This window comes from Massilia sp. MS-15 (assembly GCF_020176695.1).
Taxonomy (GTDB): Bacteria; Pseudomonadota; Gammaproteobacteria; order Burkholderiales; family Burkholderiaceae_D; genus Telluria; species Telluria hydrophila.
In genome coordinates this window covers 45442-64025 of sequence record NZ_JAIWIA010000013.1, presented here as the reverse complement: position 1 = coordinate 64025, position 18584 = coordinate 45442, and the positions used below count along the sequence as shown (strand labels likewise).

At 64.4% G+C, this 18584-nt stretch carries 14 protein-coding genes and 2 tRNA genes; 15 read left to right on the top strand and 1 reads right to left on the bottom strand.

The window, feature by feature from the left end; all coding sequences use genetic code 11:
* Positions 1–112: 112 nt before the first annotated feature.
* The 4 genes from carA (at position 113) to LCI23_RS06680 (ending at position 5590) form a co-directional block, all read left to right on the top strand.
* Positions 113–1303 carry a glutamine-hydrolyzing carbamoyl-phosphate synthase small subunit gene (gene carA, locus LCI23_RS06695; RefSeq protein WP_224945643.1) on the top strand — a complete coding sequence of 397 codons (1191 nt, stop codon included), beginning with the start codon at positions 113–115 and terminating at the stop codon, positions 1301–1303.
* Positions 1296–4526 carry a carbamoyl-phosphate synthase large subunit gene (carB, locus tag LCI23_RS06690; RefSeq protein WP_224945641.1) on the top strand — a complete coding sequence of 1077 codons (3231 nt, stop codon included), beginning with the start codon at positions 1296–1298 and terminating at the stop codon, positions 4524–4526. Before carA ends, carB begins: the two co-directional genes overlap by 8 nt.
* Positions 4527–4628: 102 nt before the next feature.
* Positions 4629–5108: a transcription elongation factor GreA gene (gene greA, locus LCI23_RS06685; protein WP_224945633.1), complete on the top strand. Its 480-nt coding sequence runs from the start codon at positions 4629–4631 to the stop codon at positions 5106–5108.
* Between the two features lie 20 nt (positions 5109–5128).
* Complete coding sequence (locus tag LCI23_RS06680; RefSeq protein ID WP_224945628.1) at positions 5129–5590, top strand: DUF4149 domain-containing protein; 462 nt, start codon at positions 5129–5131, stop codon at positions 5588–5590.
* Positions 5591–5686: 96 nt separating this feature from the next.
* Here LCI23_RS06680 and yhbY read toward each other — a convergent pair whose 3' ends face one another.
* Positions 5687–6157 carry a ribosome assembly RNA-binding protein YhbY gene (gene yhbY / locus LCI23_RS06675; RefSeq protein WP_224945626.1) on the bottom strand — a complete coding sequence of 157 codons (471 nt, stop codon included), beginning with the start codon at positions 6155–6157 and terminating at the stop codon, positions 5687–5689.
* A gap of 41 nt (positions 6158–6198) precedes the next feature.
* Here yhbY and LCI23_RS06670 point away from each other — a divergent pair, with 41 nt between their 5' ends.
* From LCI23_RS06670 to LCI23_RS06620, 11 genes are all read left to right on the top strand, one after another.
* A complete protein-coding gene (locus tag LCI23_RS06670; protein WP_224945624.1) occupies positions 6199–6846 on the top strand; it encodes an RlmE family RNA methyltransferase in 648 nt (215 codons plus the stop codon).
* A 225-nt stretch (positions 6847–7071) separates the two neighbouring features.
* Positions 7072–8955: an ATP-dependent zinc metalloprotease FtsH gene (gene ftsH / locus LCI23_RS06665; protein ID WP_224945622.1), complete on the top strand. Its 1884-nt coding sequence runs from the start codon at positions 7072–7074 to the stop codon at positions 8953–8955.
* Positions 8956–9026: 71 nt separating this feature from the next.
* Positions 9027–9887 (top strand): dihydropteroate synthase, encoded by an 861-nt coding sequence (gene folP / locus LCI23_RS06660; protein ID WP_224945618.1) that lies wholly within the window; start codon positions 9027–9029, stop codon positions 9885–9887.
* Between the two features lie 6 nt (positions 9888–9893).
* Positions 9894–11234 carry a phosphoglucosamine mutase gene (glmM, locus tag LCI23_RS06655; RefSeq protein WP_224945616.1) on the top strand — a complete coding sequence of 447 codons (1341 nt, stop codon included), beginning with the start codon at positions 9894–9896 and terminating at the stop codon, positions 11232–11234.
* A gap of 62 nt (positions 11235–11296) precedes the next feature.
* A tRNA-Pro gene (locus LCI23_RS06650) sits at positions 11297–11373 on the top strand.
* A 71-nt stretch (positions 11374–11444) separates the two neighbouring features.
* A tRNA-Arg gene (locus LCI23_RS06645) sits at positions 11445–11521 on the top strand.
* A 105-nt stretch (positions 11522–11626) separates the two neighbouring features.
* Positions 11627–11962, top strand: coding sequence for a DUF5710 domain-containing protein (locus LCI23_RS06640; RefSeq protein WP_224945614.1), 336 nt, complete (start codon positions 11627–11629; stop codon positions 11960–11962).
* A gap of 103 nt (positions 11963–12065) precedes the next feature.
* Positions 12066–13052, top strand: coding sequence for an MBL fold metallo-hydrolase (locus LCI23_RS06635; protein ID WP_224945611.1), 987 nt, complete (start codon positions 12066–12068; stop codon positions 13050–13052).
* Positions 13053–13175: 123 nt separating this feature from the next.
* Positions 13176–14825: an energy transducer TonB gene (locus LCI23_RS06630; protein WP_224945609.1), complete on the top strand. Its 1650-nt coding sequence runs from the start codon at positions 13176–13178 to the stop codon at positions 14823–14825.
* Between the two features lie 104 nt (positions 14826–14929).
* Positions 14930–16090: a polysaccharide biosynthesis/export family protein gene (locus LCI23_RS06625; protein WP_224945601.1), complete on the top strand. Its 1161-nt coding sequence runs from the start codon at positions 14930–14932 to the stop codon at positions 16088–16090.
* A 63-nt stretch (positions 16091–16153) separates the two neighbouring features.
* On the top strand, positions 16154–18430 hold the full coding sequence (locus LCI23_RS06620; RefSeq protein ID WP_224945591.1) for a polysaccharide biosynthesis tyrosine autokinase: 2277 nt from the start codon (positions 16154–16156) through the stop codon (positions 18428–18430).
* Positions 18431–18584 lie beyond the last annotated feature (154 nt).

Here is an 18584-nt window from a genome sequence, read left to right as displayed (position 1 = left end):
CACCATCCCTCATTCAACTAGATGTCCAGCTACCGGCAGGCAGTCTCCGCCCGGGTGTGTTGGATGCCGGTCTGACGTGGCGAAGCTACGGTAACTTTATTGGGAGTTACCCTTGCCGCCATTTTTTTCTGGCCCAGCCGTCCCGGCCATCCTGGCTCTCGCTGACGGAACGATTTTCAAAGGAGTTTCCATTGGTGCCACCGGTCATACGACTGGTGAAGTGGTGTTCAACACCGCGATTACCGGCTACCAGGAAATCCTCACCGACCCCAGCTATTCGCGTCAGATCGTTACCCTGACGTACCCGCACATCGGCAACTACGGCGTCAACCCGGCCGACGTCGAGGCCTCCAAGGTGCACGCCGCCGGCCTGATCATCCGCGACCTGCCGCTGCTGGCATCGAATTTCCGTTCCACCCAGTCGCTGTCGGATTACCTGAAGCAGGAAAACGTGGTCGCCATCGCCGGCATCGACACCCGCAAGCTGACCCGCATCCTGCGCGAGAAGGGTGCACAGAGCGGCGCCATCGTGACCGGCATCCAGGGCAAGGAGCCGTCGGAAGCCCAGGCGCTGGAACTGGCGCGTTCCTTCCCGGGACTGGCGGGCATGGATTTGGCCAAGGTCGTGTCCGTGAAAGAACCGTATGTGTTTATCGAGACCGAGTGGAAACTGGGCCAAGGCTTCGGCCAGCAGGACAACCCCAGGTACCACGTGGTCGCCTTCGACTACGGCGTCAAGCGCAACATCCTGCGCATGCTGGCCGAGCGCGGCTGCAAGGTGACCGTGCTGCCGGCGCAAGCCACTGCGGCCGACGCGCTGGCGCTCAATCCTGACGGCATCTTCCTGGCCAACGGTCCGGGCGACCCCGAGCCTTGCGACTATGCGATCAAGGCAAGCGCGGAGCTGATCGAGAAGGGCATTCCGACCTTCGGCATCTGCCTCGGCCACCAGATCATGGCGCTGGCCTCCGGCGCCAAGACCATGAAGATGAAGTTTGGTCACCACGGCGCCAACCACCCGGTGCAGGACCTCGATTCGAAGAAGGTTTTGATCACGTCGCAGAACCACGGCTTCGCGGTCGACCCGGAGACCCTGCCGGCCAACTGCCGCGTCACCCATGTGTCGCTGTTCGACGGTTCGCTGCAGGGCTTCGAGCGTACCGACAAGCCAGCGTTCTGCTTCCAGGGCCACCCGGAAGCCTCGCCCGGCCCGACCGACGTCGCCTACCTGTTCGACCGCTTCATCAAGCTGATGGATGCGAAAGCTGGAAAAAAACCTGCAGGAGAAGAAGTAAATGCCTAAGCGTAGTGATATCAAAAGCATCCTGATCATCGGCGCGGGGCCGATCGTCATTGGCCAGGCGGTCGAATTCGACTACTCGGGCGCCCAGGCCTGCAAGGCCCTGCGCGAGGAAGGCTACAAGGTCATCCTGGTGAACTCGAACCCGGCGACCATCATGACCGACCCGGAAACGGCGGATGTCACCTACATCGAGCCGATCACCTGGAAGGTGGTCGAGCGCATCATCGACAAGGAGCGTCCGGACGCGATCCTGCCGACCATGGGCGGCCAGACCGCGCTGAACTGCGCGCTCGACCTGCACCACAACGGCGTGCTGGAAAAATACAAGGTCGAGCTGATCGGCGCGACCCCGGAAGCGATCGACAAGGCCGAGGACCGTTCCAAGTTCAAGGATGCGATGACCAAGATCGGCCTCGGTTCGGCGCGCTCGGGCGTGGCGCACTCGATGGAAGAGTCGTGGGCGGTGCAGCGCGAGCTGGGCTTCCCGACCATCATCCGTCCGTCCTTCACCATGGGCGGCAGCGGCGGCGGCATCGCCTACAACGAAGAAGAATTCGAAGCAATCTGCAAGCGCGGCCTGGAAGCCTCGCCGACCAACGAACTGCTGATCGAAGAGTCGCTCCTCGGCTGGAAAGAGTACGAGATGGAGGTTGTCCGCGACAAGAAGGACAACTGCATCATCATCTGCTCGATCGAGAACCTGGATCCGATGGGCGTGCACACCGGCGACTCGATCACCGTCGCGCCGGCGCAGACGCTGACGGACAAGGAATACCAGATCATGCGCAACGCGTCGATCAACGTGTTGCGCGAAATCGGCGTCGACACCGGCGGCTCGAACGTGCAGTTCGCGATCAACCCGAAGGACGGCCGCATGATCGTCATCGAGATGAACCCGCGCGTCTCGCGCTCCTCGGCGCTGGCCTCGAAAGCCACCGGCTTCCCGATCGCGAAAGTGGCGGCCAAGCTGGCGGTGGGCTTCACGCTCGATGAGCTGCGCAACGAGATCACCGGCGGCGCGACCCCGGCTTCGTTCGAGCCCTCGATCGACTACGTGGTCACCAAGATCCCGCGCTTCACCTTCGAAAAATTCCCGACCGCGGACAAGCACCTGACCACCCAGATGAAATCGGTGGGCGAGGTGATGGCCATGGGCCGCACCTTCCAGGAATCCTTCCAGAAGGCCCTGCGCGGCCTGGAAGTGGGCGTGGACGGCCTGAACGAGAAGACCCGCGACCGCGAGAAGATCGAAGAGGAGCTCGGCGAGCCGGGTCCGGAGCGCATCTGGTACGTGGGCGACGCCTTCGCCCAGGGCTTCACCCTGGAAGAGGTGCACAACCTGACCAAGATCGATCCGTGGTTCCTGGTGCAGATCAAGGAGATCGTCGACATCGAGCTGTGGCTGGATCACCAGAAGCTCGACAGCCTGGACAAGCCGACGCTGTACAAACTCAAGCAGAAGGGCTTCTCGGACCGCCGCCTGGCTTTCCTGATGCAGACCACGCCGCAGGCCGTGCGGCAGCAGCGCCATGCGCTGGGCATCCGTCCGGTGTACAAGCGCGTCGACACCTGCGCCGCCGAGTTCGCGACCAACACGGCCTACATGTACTCGACCTACGACGAGGAGTGCGAGTCCAACCCGACCGACAAGAAGAAGATCATGGTGCTGGGCGGTGGCCCGAACCGCATCGGCCAGGGCATCGAGTTCGACTACTGCTGCGTGCATGCGGCCCTCGCGATGCGCGAAGACGGCTACGAGACCATCATGGTCAACTGCAACCCGGAGACCGTGTCGACCGACTACGATACCTCGGATCGCCTGTACTTCGAATCGCTGACCCTGGAAGACGTGCTGGAAATCGTCGACCTGGAAAAGCCCGAAGGCGTGATCGTGCAGTACGGCGGCCAGACTCCACTAAAACTCGCGCTGGATCTGGAAGCCAACGGCGTGCCGATCATCGGTACCTCGCCGGACATGATCGACGCCGCCGAAGACCGCGAGCGCTTCCAGCAGCTGCTGCAGAAGCTCGGCCTGCGCCAGCCGCCGAACCGCACCGCGCGCACCGAAGCCGACGCGCTGGCGCTGGCCGACGAAATCGGCTACCCGCTGGTGGTGCGTCCGTCCTACGTGCTGGGCGGCCGCGCGATGGAGATCGTCCACGAGCAGCGCGACCTCGAGCGCTACATGCGCGAAGCGGTCAAGGTCTCGCATGATTCCCCAGTGCTGCTGGACCGCTTCCTGAACGACGCCATCGAAGTCGACGTCGACTGCATCTCGGACGGCGAGGCCACCTTCATCGGCGGCGTGATGGAACACATCGAACAGGCCGGCGTGCACTCGGGCGACTCGGCCTGCTCGCTGCCGCCGTACTCGCTGTCGCAAGAGACCATCAATGAGCTCAAGCACCAGACCGCGCTGATGGCCAAGGCCCTGAACGTGGTCGGCCTGATGAACGTGCAGTTCGCGATCCAGCAGTCCGAAGTCGACGGCAAGACGGTCGACACCGTGTTCGTGCTGGAAGTGAACCCGCGCGCATCGCGTACCGTACCCTTCGTCTCGAAGGCGACCGGCCTGCAGCTGGCCAAGATCGCCGCGCGCTGCATGGTCGGACAGACCCTGGCGCAACAGGGCATCACGAAAGAAGTGACGCCGCCGTTCTACAGCGTCAAGGAAGTCGTGTTCCCGTTCGTGAAATTCCCGGGCGTCGACACCATCCTCGGACCGGAAATGAAATCGACCGGCGAGGTGATGGGCGTGGGCGAGACCTTCGGCGAAGCCTTCGTGAAATCGCAGCTGGCGGCCGGCATCATCCTGCCGACCAAGGGCACGGTGTTCCTGTCGGTGAAGGGTGCGGACAAGCCGCGTGCCGTCGCCGCGGCGCGCGAGCTGGTGGCGCTGGGCTTCTCGCTGGTGGCCACCAAGGGCACTAGCGCCGTCATCGAGGCGGCCGGCATCCCGGTGCGCCAGGTGAACAAGGTGCTGGAAGGCCGTCCGCACGTGGTCGACATGATCAAGAACCGCGAAATCGTCATGGTGATCAACACCGTGGAAGAAAAGCGTTCGGCGATCACCGATTCGCGCACCATCCGTACCTCGGCCCTGCAGTCGCGCGTGGTCACCTACACGACCATCGCCGGCGCGGAAGCCGCGATCGAGGGCATGCGCCACCTGGACGAGCTGCGCGTCTACGATTTACAAGGCCTTCATAAAACCTTAAACTAAGCAGCAAGTAGTACCTTTGAACCACAGAGCTCGCGTGGCTTGCGCCGCGCGCCTCTGTGGTTTTCACTTGGTACGTCCAATCACGAATCAACGTAGAGCGACATGAACACTAGCGTACCACTGACCAAATACGGCGCCGAACTCCTGAAGGAAGAGCTGCACCAGCTCAAGACCAAGGAGCGCCGTAACGTGATCGACGCGATCGCCGAGGCGCGCTCGCACGGCGACCTGTCCGAAAATGCCGAATACGATGCCGCGAAAGAGCGCCAGGCCTTCGTCGAGGGCCGCATCGCGGAACTCGAAGGCAAGCTGAGCGCCGCGCAGATCATCGACCCGGCCACGCTGGATGCGGAAGGCCGCGTCGTGTTCGCCTCGACCGTCGACCTGGAAGACCTGGAAAGCGGCCAGAAGGTGAGCTACCAGATCGTCGGCATCGACGAAGCCGACATCAAGCTGAACAAGGTATCGGTGACCTCGCCGATCGCGCGCGCCCTGATCGGCAAGTACGCCGGCGACGTGGTCGAAGTGCAGGCCCCGTCGGGTCCGCGCGAATACGAAATCCTCGAAGTGCGCTACGTCTGATGGCGGACAGCCGGACGGCCGTGCCGTCCCGTTCCGCTTCCCGTGTCGCCGCCGCCAGGCTGCTGGTGGCGGTGCTGTGGGCGGGAGCGCTGTGGGTACTGGGCTATATCGCGGCGCCGGCCGTGTTCGCCACGGTGCCGAGCGCGGTGGCGGGCGACGTGGTGGGCAGCTTCCTGCAGCGCCTGGGCTGGATTTCGCTCGGCTGCGGGGCCGCCATGCTGGTGCTGGTGCGGCTGTCGGGCGAGCTCGACGCTGTGCGGCGGCGTAGCCTGAACCTGTTGGTGCTGGCGATGCTGGCCTGCGCCCTTGTAATGTGGGCCGGGCTGCAGCCGGCCATGGCGGAACTGCGCGTGCTGGCAGGGGCGGGTGGGGTGAGGGCATCGCCGTACTGGACGCAGTTTGCGGTGATGCATGGGGTGTCGCAGCTGTTTCACGTGATCGAAAGCGTACTCGCTGCGGTGCTAGTGCTCAAGAGTCGCTGACGAGCCTGCGGTCCTCGGCTTGGAAGGCCGAGGACCGGTCCAAAAGAAACGGCGAAAAAAAAACCGGGTCGCCCCGGTTTGGCCTGCGCGGCCCGATCACTTGTTCAGTGAATTCTTCTTGGTCGACGCCTGGCGCGGCTTGGCGCGCTTGATGTTACCGCCCGCGGTAACACGTTCGTTCCCCTTCAGCATGACCTTGGTGACACTCGGCTTCTTGGTGCCGCTGGCGCTGGCCTTGACGATGGTGACTTCGCGCATGCCCTTGCCGGCCTTGCTGCTGCGTTCCTTGACGACTTCCTTCTTCGGGCGGTACAGCACCAGCAGCTTGCCGATGTGCTGGACAGGCGCCGCGTCGAGTTCGCCGCAGATCTGTTCGTACATGGCGACGCGGGCTTCGCGATCGTCGCCGAACACACGCACCTTGATCAGGCCGTGCGCGTCGAGGCTGGCGGCGATTTCCTTCATGACCGATTCGGTCAGGCCCGATTCGCCGATCATGACGACCGGATTGAGTCCATGGGCTTCGGCACGCAGTGCGCTGCGCTCGGCCGGAGTGAGTTTAAGCATAATTAGTTTGGAAGTACCTTTAAAAGCAGTATTCTACGCGAATGGCCAAGAACAAATTAAACAAAAACTGGTTGCACGACCATATTAACGATCCTTACGTCAAACTGGCCCAGAAAGAAGGCTTTCGCGCGCGCGCGGCCTACAAGCTCAAGGAGATCGATGAAAGCGAAAAGCTGATCAAGCCGGGCCAGGTCATTGTCGACCTCGGCTGTACGCCCGGCAGCTGGGCCCAGTACACCCGGCGCAAGCTGGCCGGTGCGGACGGTGGCGGTATCCATGGCACCATCATCGGCCTGGACATGCTGCCGATGGAGCCGATCGCCGATGTCCAGTATATCCAGGGCGATTTTCGTGAAGAAGAGGTGCTGGACCAGCTCGACGTCCTGCTGCAGGGCCGCAAGGCCGACCTCGTCCTGTCGGACATGGCGCCCAACCTGTCGGGCATTCCGACGGCGGATGCGGCACGAATGGAACACTTGATCGATCTTGCCATTGAGTTTTCTCAACTTCACATGAAGCCGGGCGGCGCGCTGCTGGTTAAATGCTTTAAAGACATGGGATTTACCCAGATACTGGAAAAGTTTCGTACAGAATTCAAGGCAGTCAAGCAGGTCAAACCCAAGGCGAGCCGGGACAAATCGTCCGAGATCTTCCTGCTCGGGCGTGGCCTGAAGAATCCGGCGGCCTGAAAACGGAACGGAATGCGTCACGAAACCGCGATTTACCCTTGATATTCGGCGCGGCAACCGCACATCAGCCGCGTGAGGCGGGTCGCGCGCACCCTGCGTAGCCTGCCTGGCATTAAAAAATGGCATTTAAGCACTATTGCTTACGTTGCGTGGCGGCGTCGGCTTATTGCGGTTAAAATCGTCATACTGAATCAGTAGAGATGCGCTCGCATCGGAGGAGTTTTCGTGAATAATATGTTTTCCAAATCCGCCATCTGGGTGGTCGTTGCGCTGCTGTTGTTCATGCTGTTCAAGCAGTTCGACAACCACAGCGTCGCCGGCGGCAGCAAGACCATCGCTTATTCCGAGCTCCTCGACGAGGTAAAGGCACGTCGCATCAAGGACGTGGTGATCGAAGGCTCGAACATCACCGCCACCCGCCAGGACGACAGCAAGGTCCGCGCCACCGCGACCATCCTCGACCGCGGCCTGATCGGCGACCTGCGCGAGAACGGCGTGCGCTTCGACGTCAAGCCGCCCGAAGAGCCGGGTTTCCTGCAACAGGTCTTCATCTCCTGGTTCCCGATGCTGCTCCTGATCGGCGTGTGGGTGTTCTTCATGCGCCAGATGCAGGGCGGCGGCAAGGGCGGCGCTTTCTCCTTCGGCAAGTCGAAGGCGCGCATGCTCGATGAAACCAACAATACCGTCACCTTTGCCGACGTCGCCGGCTGTGACGAGGCGAAGGAAGAAGTCTCGGAAATCGTCGACTTCCTGAAAGACCCGACCAAGTTCCAGAAACTGGGCGGCCGCATTCCGCGCGGCGTGCTGATGGTCGGCCCTCCGGGTACCGGTAAGACCCTGCTGGCGCGCGCCATCGCCGGCGAAGCCAAGGTGCCGTTCTTCTCGATCTCCGGTTCCGACTTCGTCGAGATGTTCGTCGGCGTCGGTGCGTCGCGCGTGCGCGACATGTTTGAAAATGCCAAGAAGCATTCGCCTTGCATCATCTTCATCGACGAGATCGACGCCGTCGGCCGCCACCGCGGCGCCGGCATGGGCGGCGGCAACGACGAGCGTGAACAGACCCTGAACCAGCTGCTGGTCGAGATGGACGGCTTCGAGGCGCAGTCGGGCGTGATCGTGATCGCCGCCACCAACCGCGCCGACGTGCTCGATAAAGCGCTGCTGCGTCCGGGCCGCTTCGACCGCCAGGTGATGGTGGGCCTGCCGGACATCCGCGGCCGCGAGCAGATCCTGAACGTGCACATGCGCAAGGTGCCGATCGGTACCGATGTCAAGGCCGACATCCTGGCGCGCGGCACTCCAGGCTTCTCCGGTGCGGACCTGGCCAACCTGGTCAACGAGGCCGCACTGTTCGCGGCGCGCCGCAGCAAGCGCCTGGTCGAGATGATCGACTTCGAGGACGCCAAGGACAAGATCTACATGGGTCCTGAGCGCAAGTCGATGGTCATGCGCGAGGAAGAGCGCCGCAATACGGCCTACCACGAATCGGGCCACGCGGTGATCGCCAAGCTGCTCCCTAAAGCGGACCCCGTGCACAAGGTCACGATCATGCCGCGCGGCTATGCCCTCGGCCTGACCTGGCAGCTGCCGGAACATGACGCCTTGTCCGGTTACAAAGACAAGATGCTCGAAGAAATCTCGATCCTGTTCGGCGGCCGTATCGCCGAAGAGATCTTCGTCGGCCAGATGTCTACCGGCGCTTCGAACGACTTCGCCCGCGCCACCAAGCTGGCCCGTTCGATGGTGACCCGCTTCGGCATGTCCGAGAGCATGGGCGTGATGGTCTACGAAGACAGCGAGAACGAAGGTTTCTTCGGCGGCGCCACCAAGACCATCTCGGAGGCGACGCAGCAGAAGGTCGACGCCGAGATCCGCGCCATCCTCGACACCCAGTACGCCCTGGCGCGCCGCCTGCTCGAGGAAAACCGCGACAAGGTCGAGATGATGACCAAGGCGCTGCTCGACTGGGAAACCATCGATGCAGAGCAGATCAACGACATCATGGCCGGCCGCGAGCCGCGCCAGCCGAAGACCGGCCTGCTGACCAAGCGTAACCCGCCGAGCGACAGCGGCGACGGCGTGGCGCCGAACGCAACGGCACCGGCTTGATCAGCTGTCCTGCTTGAGCAAAAAGGCATCCCGACGGATGCCTTTTTCACGTTAACATTTCTCTCTCTGTCATGCCCAAGAATCTGCAGTGCGGCCAGTACAGCTTCGCGCTGGAAGGCCCAGGCGCTGACCATCCGCTCGTGATGGGCATCCTGAACGTTACCCCCGATTCGTTTTCCGACGGCGGCCGCTTCCAGGGCCTCGAGTTCGCGCTCGCACACGCCGAGGAAATGATCCGCGATGGCGCCGCCATGATCGACATCGGCGGTGAATCGACCCGTCCCGGCTCCCCAAGCGTGCCGGTGTCGGAAGAACTGGCGCGCGTCATGCCGACCCTGTATGCGCTGCGCACACTGGACGTGGCGCTGTCGGTCGATACCTGCAAGCCGGAAGTCATGCGCGAAGCGATCATCGCCGGGGCCGACATGATCAACGACATCAACGGTTTTCGCGCGCCTGGCGCCATCGAGGCGGTGCAGGATAGCGACTGCGGCCTGTGCGTGATGCACATGCAGGCCACGCCCCAGACCATGCAGCAGGCCCCGGGCTATGCCGACGTGGTGGGAGAGGTGATCGCCTTCCTGCACGAACGCGTGGACAGCCTGGTGCGTGCCGGCATCGCGCGCGAACGTCTCTGCATCGACCCAGGTTTTGGCTTCGGCAAGACGGTGGAACACAACTACGCGCTGCTGCGTCAGCTAGGGCGCATCGGCGCCGAGCTGGAGCTGCCGGTACTGGCCGGCCTGTCGCGCAAGTCGATGATTGGCGCCATCACTGGCCGTCCGGTCGAGGCCAGGGTGGCAGGCAGCCTGGGCGGGGCATTGGCTGCCGTGGCGCATGGCGCTAAAATTGTGCGTGTGCACGATGTAGCAGAAACGGTCGATGCGCTGAAGGTATGGCACGCCGGCACCCAAGATTATTCGAGAAAGTGAAGAAGAATGGCACGGAAATATTTCGGTACCGATGGAGTGCGCGGCCTGGTGGGTGAAGCACCGATTACCCCCGACTTTGTCATGCGCCTCGGCTATGCGGCCGGCACGGTGCTGGCCAAGGGGGGGAAATCGAGCAGCGGCCGTCCGGTCGTCCTGATCGGCAAGGACACCCGCATTTCGGGCTACATGCTGGAAGCCGCGCTGGAAGCTGGCTTCTCGGCCGCCGGCGTGGACGTGATGCTGGCCGGCCCGATGCCGACCCCGGCCATCGCCTACCTGACCCGCGCGCTGCGCCTGCAGGCCGGCGTGGTGATCTCGGCGTCGCACAATCCATTCCAGGATAACGGCATCAAGTTCTTCTCGGAGCACGGCACCAAGCTGCCGGATGCGGTCGAGCAGGAAATCGAAGACGCCATCGACCAGCCGATGGGCTGCGTGCACTCCGACAAGCTGGGCCGTGCGACGCGCCTGCGCGACGCCCAGGGCCGTTACATTGAATTTTGCAAGAGCACCTTCCCGAACGAACTGGATTTGCGCGGCCTGAAGATCGTGGTCGATAGCGCCCACGGCGCCGCCTACAACATCGCGCCCCACGTGTTCCACGAACTCGGCGCCGAAGTGGTGTCGATCGGCGCCCAGCCGGACGGGTTCAACATCAACGACGGTGTCGGTGCCACGGCGCCCAAGGCCCTGTCGGAAGCCGTGGTTGCCAACAAGGCCGACCTCGGCATTGCGCTGGATGGCGACGCCGACCGCCTGATCATGGTCGACGGTGCCGGGCGCGTCTATAACGGCGATGAACTGCTGTACCTGATGGTGCGGGACCGCATGGCGACCGGCCCGGTGGCGGGCGCTGTCGGCACCCTGATGACCAATATGGCGCTGGAAGTGGCGTTCAGGGAAATGGGCGTCGGCTTCGCCCGCGCCAAGGTCGGCGACCGCTACGTGCTGGAAGTGATGCAGGAACGCGGCTGGCTGTTCGGTGGCGAAAGCTCGGGCCACCTGCTGGCCCTGGACAAGCACACCACCGGCGACGGCATCGTCTCGGCCTTGCAGGTACTGTCGGCTCTGCGGCGCAGCAACAAGTCGCTGGCCGAATGCTGCAGCGACCTGAAGCTGTATCCGCAGACCCTGATCAACAAGCGCGTCACGCCCGGCTTCGACTGGACCAGCGACCAGGGCCTGGTGGCCGAGAAGGAAGCGGTCGAGCGCGAGCTGGGCGATAGCGGCCGGGTGCTGATCCGCGCCTCCGGTACCGAACCGTTGATCCGGGTGATGGTCGAAGCGAAGGAAGCCGCGGTGGCGGAAAGCATGGCGCGCCGCATCGCCGACAAGCTGGCGGCCTGAACACCGCTGCACGGACGCCGATTTGACGCCCACCGCTGGCGGGAGTATCATCGGTTCCACATCGGAGTGTAGCGCAGCCCGGTAGCGCACCTGGTTTGGGACCAGGGGGTCCAAGGTTCGAATCCTTGTACTCCGACCAAGGCTTCTTTAGCGGGCTGTCGTTCGACAGCCCGTTTCATTTGTGCGGACGCGCCACGCCTCCGCCTTCATCTGCCCATAGCTCAGTTGGATAGAGCATCAGCCTTCTAAGCTGAGGGTCGCTGGTTCGAACCCAGCTGGGCAGGCCATATTATTTCCTGTATATCAGCTCTGCCATCATGGCCTTCGGTGCAGTAAGATCATGCTCCCGGCCGGCTGACGCCCGACCCCTTGCCCCTGGATGATCGAACACGATGCTTTTCCTGACCGTTCCGTATGCCGAGAAAGATGAAGCCAAGGCGCTTGGCGCGCGCTGGAATCCCACCAGGCGCCGCTGGTATGTGCCCGACGGTGTCGCCACCGAGCCATTTGCGAGGTGGACAGGGCAGGGCGCTGCGGCAGGCACGGCGGCAGCCGGCCCAGCGCGCAGCGACGGCTACACGGGCAAGACCGTGGTGGGCACGAACTACCTGCTGCTCGAGCACGACTGCAACCCCTTCGAGCCTTGCGCGCGTTGCGGCGAGCAGCTCGCCGGCAGCGCCTGGCTGAAGGCGCGCCAGCAACTGGCCGTCCTGGTCTCCAGCCTGTAACGCGGCGCCGCCTCGGCGGCAAGCGGACGCCGTCCGCCGCGCTACCGTGTTAACGTTTCCGGCACGCGTTCCGCACCGGGAGGCGTATCTCCGGAGACCGCCCATGCCCTTCGTATGCCTGCTTCGTTCTCGATCCGCCAACCGCTTCCAGGCCGGCCTTTGCCTGCTTCTTGCGCTGCTGTGCGGCGGCGTCGCCAAGGCGCGCGCGCAGGCGCCAACGCCGCTGCCAACGGGCGAAACCTTCAGCCTGCAGCTCCCCGCGAATGCCGCGCAGGAACAGGATGCGCAAGCCGGCACGGTGCAGTTCATCGGCACGGCGACGGTCATCATCCGTTACCAGGGCTTCACCATCCTGACCGACCCGAATTTCCTGCACAAGGGCGATCATGTGCATCTCGGCTATGGGCTGACTTCCGAACGCAGGACCAATCCCGCCATCCGGTTCGAAGACCTGCCACCGATCGACCTGGTGCTGCTGTCGCACTTCCATGGCGACCACTTCGACCAGCTGGTGCAGGAAAGACTCAACCGCGCCACCCCGATCGTGAGCACCAAGGAGGCAGGCGAGCGGCTCAAGCGCCTTGGCTTCACGCGCACCTTCGGCATGAGCACCTGGGACCGTCTTGAAGTGAGGAAGGGCGGCGCCCGCCTGCGTATCACCGCCGCTCCGGGGCGCCATGGCCCGGCCGGGGTGGCGATCCTGCTGCCCACGGTGATGGGTTCGGTGCTCGACTTCGGCGCTAACCCGGATGTGCCGGATTACCGCACGTACATCAGTGGCGACACCCTGGTCTATGACGACATCCGCGCCATTGCGCAGCGCTTTCCGAACATCGACCTGGCCCTGCTGCATCTGGGCGGCACCCGCATCCTGGGCGTGTTGAAAGTCACGATGGACGGCAAGGACGGGGTGCGCATGATGCAGGTCGTGCGGCCGAAGAAGACGGTACCGATCCACTACAACGACTACGATGTGTTCAAGTCGCCGCTCGCGGACTTTGCCCGCGAAGTGAAGGCGGCTGGCCTGGAACAGGACGTGGTCTATCTCGCGCACGGCGACACCTATACCTTTGGACCTACCCAGCGCTAGCATGGCGTTCGCGACGGACCGGCCGCGCTGACGGGACGGGGCCGCCCAATCGTGCGCGCCTCGCCATACTGCTGAGTAAACGCTATGATGCCAGCCTGACAATACCCGTTCCCAGGCCACGGCATGCCACGAACGCACGACTCCAGTCCGAACGACATCCCGGCCCGGCGCGAGCGGCGGCTCGTTACCGGCATCATCGTTTCGGCACTGTTGCACGGCCTGCTGCTGTCACTGCAGTTCGGAATGCCGGGTGGCGACGGGGGCGCGGGCGGGGCGCTCCAGGTCCGTCTGGCACCACTCATGCCGGCGCCGCTGCCGGCTGCGCCAGCGGCCGTGCCTGACGCGGCCCCAGTACCGGCACCGGCACTCCCGACACCTGTCGTGTCGCCCCGGCCTCCGGCCTCCGGGATGCGCCTGCTCGATCCGCTCCCGCCACCTCCCGTGCTGGCGCAAGTGCCGCCGGCGCCGAAGCCGGGCACGAAGGACGCGCGGCCACGGCTGAAGAAACGCAGGACTCCGGCAACGACTCCCATGATCGCGTCGAACAGCGAGGAAGCGCCGTTCGCGGTGGCACCACCGCTGCCCGAGATCGAAGCCGGTAGCGATGCGGATGCCCTGGCGCGAGACACGGAGAGCAGGCCGGAAGCAGCCGAACGCGCGATCGCTGCCCACGAGGAGCAGGCAGCCAGGGAAGAGGCGGAGCAGGCGCTCCAGCTCCAGCGCGAAGCTGCGCGCCTGGCCGCCGCCGAGGAAGCGCAGCGCCAGCAGCGACAGGCACTGTTGCTGCGTGCGGCGGAAGAGCGGCTGGCAGCCGAGCGCGCCGAGCGCCAGCACCAGGCCGAGGAGCGTGAGCGGGCCGCACTGTCCCAGCGCGAAGCCGAGCGCCTGGCTGCGCAGGTGCGGGAGCAGGCCGCCGCAGAACAGCGCCTGGCCGCGCTGCGCGAGCGTGAACAGGCCCTGGCGCGCGAGGCGCAGCAGCGGGAGGCGCAACGGCTGGCTGCTGAACAGGCGAAACAGGCGGAAGAAGAAGCCGCACAAGCCGAGCGCCGCCTGGCACAAGCGCGCGAACGCCAGCATGCCGACGAGCTGAGGCAGCGCCAGGCCGCCGAAGAGGTGGCACGCCGCCTGGCCGAAGAGCGCGCCCGCGCGGAAGGCCTGGCGCGCGAGCTTGCCGAGCAGGAGGGGAGGCGCGCGGCCGCCGAACGGCTGCGCGCGCAGGCACTGCCGGGTGCGGGCAGTCCCGGGCCGGGCGGGCCGGGATCACAAGGCGCCGCGGGGGGCGGCGCGGGCGGAGCGCGCGGCCTGGCCGGCGCAGGCGAACCGGGAAGCGCCATGGCGAGCCGTGCACGCGAACTCCTGCGCGGGCTGACGCTGCCCAACATGGCGCCGCCGGCGCGTCCGGCCGATGCGGGCGGACGCCGGGTACTGGCCGATGGCGGCGAACGCGACGTGCCACTGCGCATGTACGTTGACAGCGTGCGCCAGAAACTGGAGCGTACCGCCATCCTGGGAGGCGCCCGGTTTTCAGCGCGCGAGGTGCGCATCGATCCGCTGGTCAGCCTGATCCTGCGCAGCGACGGCAGCGTGGACGATGTGACCATCGTGCGCTCAAGTGGGCGGGCCGACATGGACGACGCGGTGCGCCGCTTCGTCCAGCTCAATGCCCGCTATGCCGCCTTCCCGCCGAACGTCGCCGCACGCTTCGACATCATCGAAATTCGCCGTGTCTGGCGCTTCGCCGACGGCCTCAGATTGCTCGAAGAGATACGCTGAACGGCCATGGGCGCCGTTTGATCCGCTACAAAGCCAAGCCCGATGGACGCCGTACGCTGGACTGATCGTTCCAGTGAAGCGTCTTTTTTTGATAGGCAACAATCATGGCTTGGATTTGTTCTGATGCAACAGCCAGCTGGCTGCGCGACCTTGGCCTGCGCTGTTACACGCTGCTCTACCTGATCGCCTACCTGACCTGCTGCCTGATGCTGGGGGCGTGCACCGCCGGTGTCCAGCTTGCAGCCACTGGCACCGGGGCAGGGGGCGATGCGCCTCCCACCGAGATGATCACCGAACAACTGATCGAGAGCGAGCGCAGGCTGCAAGCCGCGCAGGCGCGGCAGGATCTGTCGCCGCTGATCGTGCCGCATCCGGCGCCGTACACCATTGGCCGGGGCGACGTGCTCTCCATCGTCGTCTGGGACCACCCGGAACTCGCCGGTGGCGGCATGACCGCAGCGGCCGCCATCGCCGATGGCGGAACGGTTGCGCCGAATGCCACCCCGCCCGGCTTCGCCGTGGACCACCTCGGACGCATCCAGTTCCCGCTCGTCGGCCTGCTGCCTGTCGAGGGGCTGACCGAGGAGCAGGCCAGGGCGATGCTCTCGAAGAAACTGGCGCGCTACCTCGCCCAACCCAGCGTGACGCTGCGCATCCAGGCGTTTCGCAGCAAGCGGGTCTACATCGATGGCGAGGTCAAGGCGCCGGGCCTGCAGGCGATCAACGACATCCCCATGACCCTGGTCGAGGCGCTGAACCGCGCTGGCGGCATGCTGCCCAGTGCAGACCAGAGCCGCATCGTTGTCGAGCGCGGCCACAGCCGCTACCTGATCAACTTGCGCGACCTGGTCCAGAAGGGTGTCAACCCCGGCGCCGTGCTGCTGGCCCATGGCGACGTCGTCCGGGTCCACTCGCGCGACGAAAGCAAGGTCTTCGTATCGGGCGAGGTGGTCACGCCGCGCGCGCTCACCATGCACAACGGGCGCCTGACGCTGAACGAGGCGCTGGGCGAAAGCGGGGGTGTCAGCCCGCTCAGCGGCGATGCGCGCCAGATCTACGTGGTGCGCAGGGCCGGGGAGCGTACCCGTGTGTTCCAGCTCGATGCACGCGTGAGCGGCGCGCTGGCGATGGCGGAGTCCTTCGAGCTGCGGCCCAAAGACGTGGTGTACGTGGCGGCCTCGCCGCTGGCGAACTGGAACCGCCACCTGAGCCTGCTGTTCCCCGGCGCGCTGACGTCCGCCGTCGGTGTGACGACCCGCCCATGAATGCCCATTCCTGAGCACCATTCGCCCCATACGATCCACGCACCCTGCGCGAGGCCCGCCACCATGAGCAATCCTGCCGATGCCCTTCCGTTGACCCATGTGCCGCACAGTCCTCCGGTGCTGTCGGTCCCCTTCGATCCGCGCCCGCCCGAGCCCTTGCCCGAAGAACCTACTGTCGACCTGAAAGGCTATTTCAATATCCTGTACGACAGCCGCTGGCTGATCGGCAGCATCACGGCTTTCATCACGGCGGTGGCGGTGCTGTATGCGTTGCTGGCTAAGCCCGTCTATGAAGCCAACCTCATGATCCACGTGGAAGAGGAAAGTCCGAACGCCTCGAAGAACATCCTCAGCGAAGCTTCCTCCCTGTTCGAAACCAAGAAGGCGGCGATCGCCGAAATGGAACTACTGCGTTCGCGCATGGTCGTGTCGCGCGCGGTCGACAACCTGCAGCTGTATATCGAAGTCCAGCCAAAGTACTTTCCGGTGGCGGGCTTCTGGTTCGCCAGCCAGAATGCCGGCGAACTGTCCAGCCCCGGCCTGCTCGGCTATGGCGGCTATGTATGGGGCGGCGAAAAGGCCGACGTGTCGGTCTTCGAGGTGCCCGAATCCTGGCTCAACCGCGAATTCGTGCTGACCGCCCGTGCAGGCAACCGCTACCGGTTTTCTGGAGGCGGGCAGCGCCTGGCTTTCGACGGCACCGTCGGCCAGCGCTACCGCGTACCGCTGCCGGACGGTCTGCTCGAAATCAAGGTCGACCGCCTGCACGCCAATCCCGGCGCGCGCTTCCGCATCAAGCGCAAGTCGCGTCTTGGCACCATCCAGGCCATCCAGCGCTCGATGGTCATCACCGAACAGGGCAAGCAGTCGGGCGTCATCGAAGTCAGGCTGCAGGGAGAGAGCGCGACGCGCATCAACGACCTGCTGAGCGAGATCGGACGCGAATACATGCGCCAGAACCTGGCGCGCAAGACCGAGGAGGCCGAGAAGTCGCTTGCCTTCCTGAACCAGCAGCTTCCCATCCTCAAGCGGCAACTGGAACAGTCGGAAGACCGGTACAACCAGTTCCGCAATGCGCACGGCACCGTCGACCTGCGCGAGGAGGCCCGCATGAGCCTCGTGCAGGCCGCGGCGGCGCGCAGCCGGCGCATGGAGCTGGTTCAGAAGAAAACCGAACTGCTGGCGCGCTTTACGGAAGACCATCCCTTGGTCATGGCGGTGAACCAGCAGCGCAGGGAAGTGGAGGCTGAAATTGAGGCGATCGCCGGCCGCATCCGCACCTTGCCGGTCATGGAACAGGACGAAGCGCGCCTGACCCGCGATATCAAGGTGAATACCGACCTGTACACGGCACTGTCCAATACCGCGCAACAGCTGCGTCTCATCTCCGTCGGCCGGGTCAGCAATGTGCGGCTGGTGGACGCCCCGATCGCACCCGAGAAACCGATCAAGCCAAACAGACCGCTGATCGTTGCGATGGCGGTCGTGACCGGCCTGTTCCTGGGCACACTGATCGCGTTTACCCGCAAGGCCATGCGTGGGGGTATCGACGATCCCCAGAAGATCGAGCGCATGTTGCGCGCGCGTGTGGTCTATGCGTCGATCCCGCACAGCAGCAACCAGGACAAGCTGATGCGCAAATCCAGACCCGGCGGCGTGCTGCCTTTGCTGGCCCAGATCCTGCCGGAAGATCCGGCCGTGGAAAGCCTGCGCAGCTTCCGTGCAGCGTTGCAGTTCTCCATGCCCCATTTCAAAAACAATGTCGTGATGATGGTGGGGCCCACCCGCGCCCTTGGGAAATCCTTCATTGCGGCGAATTTCGCCGCGGTAGCGGCCGCCAGCGGTAAGCGCGTACTGCTCATCGATGCCGACATGCGCAATGGCCACCTGCACCGCTACTTCGGCGTTGAACGCGGCAAGGGGCTTTCCCGTGCCATCGCCGGCGGCGCCTCCCTCGAGGAAGTCGTCCATCGGGACGTGCTGGAACGGCTCGACTTCATCCCGACTGGCGACCTGCCGACCAACCGGGCGGAATTTCTCCTGCACCTGAATTTCGGGAATCTGATCGACATCGTCAGCCCCTTGTACGACCTGGTACTGATCGACCCGCCACCGCTGCTGGCAGTGGCGGATTCCCTGATCATCGGTGCTCACGCCGGTGCCGTATTCCTGGTCACGCGCTCTGGCGTCACGACCGAAGGGCAGATCAACGAATCGATCAAGCGCTTGAACCACGCAGGAATATCGCCGCGCGGTGTTCTGTTTAACGATATGGCGCTGCGCCTCGGCGACTACCGCTCCCAATACGGTGGAGAACCCCAACTGGCCTATGTCGCCTGAGACCCTGGTGTAAGCCATCTCGACACACGCCACCCGGTACACGTCATTCATTTCATTCCAGCTCGGCGCACCTTGTGCACTGGCTGCAAATGCTTTGCTGGCCAGCCAGCTATGCGCCAGACCCGGCGCCGGTGGGTGCGTATCGGCATGTTGC